Consider the following 3,449-nt stretch of genomic DNA (forward strand, 5'->3'; position numbering starts at 1 on the left):
TGTCACCGGCGATTTGGAACAGGGAATTGCCACCAGTTCCAAAGTGCTGGCGATTCGCGGTCAGGTGTTGCCAGCCACAGTCACCGATGTGAATTTATGGGCCGAATTGGACGATGGTCGCCGCATTGAGGGAGAGTCCAATATTACCGAAGCTGGCGGCAATATTGTCAAAATTGGTTGCCTTCCCCAACAGCCGCCGGCTTTACCAAAAGTCTTGCAAGGCATCGAAGGGGCAGATTTTGTGGTTATCGGTCCGGGAAGTTTGTACACCAGCGTCATTCCCAACTTACTGGTTCCCGAAATCCGAGAAGCCATTTCAGCAACCCAAGTACCGCGCATCTACGTTTGCAATATTATGACCCAACCAGGGGAAACTACCAACTATACTGTCGCCGACCACATCCAAGCCATTGACGATGCTTGTGGCGGCCAACGTTTGTTCGATGCAGTGTTGGTGCAAAAACGCTCTCCATCCGCCCAAGCCTTGATCCGGTACGAACAGGAAAATTCCCATTTCGTAGATTTGGACCGAGAACGGGTGCGACAACTGGGACGTCGCATTGTCCTAGCGGATATTTTACATGAAGACCCAGAAACTGGCTACGTCCGCCACCATTCCCAACAGCTAGCCAAAGTACTGATGCGCTGGTACTGGCGCGCCGGTCAGTTGGATACTCGCCGCAGCAAAAAGCAACGAGTTGGTGCGCGAACATCTGTATAATCTACCATCCATTTTATACCAAATTCGATTGTACAAATTACATTTGAGATAGAGGAGGGGGAGGAGTGGGAGGAGGGGGAGGAGTGGGAGGAGGGGGAGAGGGGGAGAGGGGGAGAGGGGGAAAACCACAAGAAGTTCAATTGTAGCCTTAGCCTGAGGAATTTTTCGGGTCTTCCCAGTACAGATTTGGTATCAGATGGCGTTGCGATGCTTTTGTCTTCCTCTCAAAGAATTGCCCAAAACGGCTTTTGACTTCCCTTAGGGATTGAAAATTTACGTTCCCTTTCGCGATTGGTTTTTCTTCCTGCGATCGAGAATCGGCACGGGGGTTGGGCAAGCACGGGGAAACGAACATTTTTGGCAATTTTCCGTTTTTCTGATTTCAATAAGAATTAACCAAAACCCACATTCAAATGCGATCGCGCTACCTTCCAGAACCCAACGCGATCGCATCAAACAAAGAATTTTCCTTTCTACGCATCCCCTTCCACTTCCGCCACCAAAGCCTCCAACTGTTCCAACAACCTCTCCGCCTGCTGCCACCGCTGCGGGTCTTGCCACAACTTCGCCTGGTGAATCCGCCGCGCCGCCGCCTGCAACCGCACCACCGGCTGCGGCACTTCCGCTGACGCCGATTCTTCCCCAGCCACCTCCTCCGCCACTTCCTCTGACGCCTCTACCGCCGCTGCCACCTCTCCATCTTCCGTCTCCTCCCGCAGCGATCGCACCCGCGCGCGAATCTGCGACAACGACAACCCCTTCTCCATCGCCTCCGCCAACAAAACCCGCCGATTCTCCTCATCCGATAATTTCGCGATCGCTTTCGCCTTCGTATAAGCAATCTTCCCCTCGCGCAACGCCGCCAACACATCCTCCGGCAGCTTCAACAAAGGCAACCGCGTCTCCACAAACGACTTCCAACTCAGCCGCAAAGGCGCAAACACGCTTTCCACCACTTCCACCTGCCAATTAGGCGAACCGTTTCGCCTAGTCGAACCCAACTTTTGATTGCGCATGGCATACAGCAACGAAATCACCCCATCCACATCCATCTCCAACTTCACCGCCAGCAGCCGCAAAATCCCATCCGTCTCCTCCAACGGATTCAACTCCTCGCGCACCAAATTCTCCTGCAACGCCAACTCCAACGCCGCCGCATCGCTCAACTCCCGCACGCAAGCCGGCACCCGCTGCCAACCCGCCTGCTGCGCCGCCGAATACCGCCGCCAACCCGCCACCAACTCGTAGCGACCTTCATCCAACCGACGCACCACCAACGGTTCCAACATCCCGTGCGTCGCGATCGTCTCCACCAACCGCTGCAACGCTTCCGGTTCCAGCGCCTTGCGCACCTGGTACTCCGGAAACTCAATCTGCGCCAGCGGCAACCACTGCCAGCTATCCGTCATCTGTTCTTCGCCAGCGGTGACAGAAGTCGTTGTTGTTTCTTGGGAACTTGCCATATTGTTGTCCAGTAGCGAATGCTGCACGATTGGATTTTTTAGGGGAGGGGGAGGAGGGGGAGGAGTGGGAGGAGGGGGAGAGGGGGAGAGGGAGTGGAAAAGCGATCGCTAGAGTTGATTTTATACCAAAAATTCCAGCACCCGTCAAGGGAAAGGCTATGGGAGCGTTGATTTTGGGAACTTTGCGATCGCTGTTGGTGGCGATCGCGATCGGTAGACTTTTTGATTACCACAAATCTGTCTTTTTGTCAAGCGCGAATAACTTCCCCAGGTCCACTAAAAGGTGATTCGGGGGTGCGTTGATGTCGCGATCGCATTGCCATAAATGGGAGGAGGGGGAGGAGTGGGAGGAGTGGGAGGAGGGGGAGGAGTGGGAGGAGTGGGAGGAGTGGGAGGAGTGGGAGGAGTGGGAGGAGGGGGAGGAGGGGGAGAGACAACAAGAAGTTTTAGCTTGGGGGGATTTATCGGGTCTTCGCAGTACGGATTTGGTACAAAAATGCACTTCCTCATCCTAGAAAAAGCGATTCCTAGGAATTCAAAAAGCGATCGCCTGTGGTAGAACTGATGTCGCGATTGCCTCTGCAATATTCACAAAAATCAATATTTTTCAAGCCAAAAGCGATCGCCTGAGACGCAAAAAGCGATCGCACGTGCTATCCTAGAAAAAGTGATTCCTAGGAATTAAAAGGCGATCGCCTGTGGTAGAACTGATGTTGCGATCGCTTCTCCTATGCTCATAAAAAACAATATTTGTCAAACCCAACGCGATCGTCTGAGAACCCAAAAGCGATTCCATAGGAGTTCAAAAAGCGATTCTATAAGAGTTCAAAAAGCGATCGCTAACGACGTTTTTTCGCTTCTTGTCGCACCACATCCAGTGGCAAATCCAGAATCTGAGCGATTGTTTCCCAGTCAAATCCCGCATCTAACATTTTTGATAAAGTTTCCTGCTTGCCTTCTTGCCTACCTTCTTGTATGCCTTCTTCTCTACCTTCAGCAAAAACCTCTTGATAAAACCGCGTTTGCTTGAGATCTTCAATCCCTAACATATTGGCAATCTCCTGACGACTTTTTTTGGGAAACTTGTAAACGACAATTGCTTCTATTATATCGAAAATTTCCTCTCGCTTCCTCTCATCAAGCTCGGAGGAGGGGGAGGAGGGGGAGGAGTGGGAGGAGTGGGAGGAGGGGGAGGAGTGGGAGGAGTGGGAGGAGGGGGAGGAGGATGACAAGAGACAAGAAGTTCTAGCCTGGGGGGGTTTCTC

General features: G+C 52.6%; 5 protein-coding genes. 1 reads left to right on the forward strand and 4 read right to left on the reverse strand.

The genetic code is table 11. From position 1 onward, the window contains the following. Nucleotides 1-721: gluconeogenesis factor YvcK family protein (locus AS151_RS07505; RefSeq protein ID WP_139240563.1), on the forward strand; the 721-nt coding region annotated here is incomplete at its 5' end. Between the two features lie 473 nt (nucleotides 722-1,194). On the opposite strand, the gene AS151_RS07510 is transcribed toward AS151_RS07505, so the two are convergent. The 4 genes from AS151_RS07510 to AS151_RS20690 all read right to left on the reverse strand — a co-directional run bounded on the left by AS151_RS07510 (nucleotide 1,195) and on the right by AS151_RS20690 (nucleotide 3,416). Next, nucleotides 1,195-2,184 (reverse strand): ParB/RepB/Spo0J family partition protein, encoded by a 990-nt coding sequence (locus AS151_RS07510; RefSeq protein WP_139240564.1) that lies wholly within the window; start codon nucleotides 2,182-2,184, stop codon nucleotides 1,195-1,197. Nucleotides 2,185-2,222: 38 nt separating this feature from the next. Next, nucleotides 2,223-2,417 carry a hypothetical protein gene (locus AS151_RS21425; RefSeq protein ID WP_139240565.1) on the reverse strand — a complete coding sequence of 65 codons (195 nt, stop codon included), beginning with the start codon at nucleotides 2,415-2,417 and terminating at the stop codon, nucleotides 2,223-2,225. Between the two features lie 294 nt (nucleotides 2,418-2,711). Next, complete coding sequence (locus tag AS151_RS23065) at nucleotides 2,712-2,834, reverse strand: hypothetical protein (protein ID WP_275527980.1); 123 nt, start codon at nucleotides 2,832-2,834, stop codon at nucleotides 2,712-2,714. Nucleotides 2,835-3,023: 189 nt separating this feature from the next. Further along, entirely contained in the window at nucleotides 3,024-3,416 is a 393-nt protein-coding gene (locus tag AS151_RS20690) for an Rpn family recombination-promoting nuclease/putative transposase (protein WP_084639450.1), read from the reverse strand. Nucleotides 3,417-3,449 lie beyond the last annotated feature (33 nt).

Origin of the sequence: Geitlerinema sp. PCC 9228 (assembly GCF_001870905.1) — a bacterium.
GTDB lineage: Bacteria > Cyanobacteriota > Cyanobacteriia > Cyanobacteriales > PCC-9228 > PCC-9228.

Coding starts and splice junctions, on each gene's coding strand:
- AS151_RS07510 (WP_139240564.1), bottom strand. CDS start 2,184: ATGGCAAGTTCCCAAGAAACAACAACGACTTCTGTCACCGCTGGCGAA.